This is a genomic window from Oscillibacter sp. UBA6647 (assembly GCA_002455655.1).
In the GTDB taxonomy this organism is placed as follows: Bacteria; Bacillota; Clostridia; order Oscillospirales; family Oscillospiraceae; genus Oscillibacter.
In genome coordinates this window covers 1-856 of the sequence record DKLF01000016.1, presented here as the reverse complement: position 1 = coordinate 856, position 856 = coordinate 1, and the positions used below count along the sequence as shown (strand labels likewise).

Here is an 856-nt window from a genome sequence, read left to right as displayed (position 1 = left end):
CCTGCTGCTGGACGAACATACGGCGGCGCTGGACCCCGCCACGGCGGCAAAGGTGCTGGAGCTGTCCGACCGCATCGTGCGGGAAAACGGGCTGACGGCCCTGATGATTACCCACAACATGCAGGACGCCATCCGACACGGCAACCGGCTCATCATGATGAACGCGGGCCGCATTATTCTGGATATCTCCGGCGAGGAGAAGAAAAAGCTCACCAAGGCGGACCTTTTGCAAAAATTTGCGGAGGTCGCCGGGGTGCAGGAGGAGTCGGATCAGGTTCTGCTCTCCTGACGCGGTGAATCCCCCGGGCGGGCTTGCCCCGCCCGGGAAAAGCAAAAATTCGCTTTTTATGAAGCGGTGGTTCGCGGTGGCCCCGGCTTTGTAAAAATTGACGGTTGACAAACCAAGAAGACCCGCATATAATGCAAAACAATCAATCAAAAACCTGTGAGGCAGAGAAGTAAGCCAGAGGGCCAGCCTTTTCAGAGAGTCGCGGATGGTGAGATCGCGGCAGGGAACCCCAGCCGAATGGACTGCCGAGGGCGGAGCGAAAGCGAGAAGCGAGTAGCGACCGACGGGAACCGTACCCGTTATCCACACGGCGCGTATGAGAGTACGTGAAACGAGCGGGCGCTTTGCGTCAACTTGGGTGGTACCGCAGGATGAAAGTCTTGTCCCAATAAAGATTGGGGCAGGGCTTTTTTTGTTATATTTTGAGGGAGGGAACCATATGCGTGAAAAACGATGGCGCCGATGGCGCAGTTTAAAAGCCGTCCCGACAAAGCCTTTGCACAAGCCTTGAATTTTTATAAAACAGATTGGAGATTTTAAAGATGAAAAAGTTTTTGACTTTTGCCC

General features: G+C 54.6%; 1 pseudogene. It reads left to right on the top strand.

What is annotated here, in order from left to right:
• Positions 1–289 (top strand): annotated as a pseudogene (locus B2W96_RS01355) (ABC transporter ATP-binding protein); the annotation flags it as partial.
• Between the last annotated feature and the right edge of the window lie 567 nt (positions 290–856).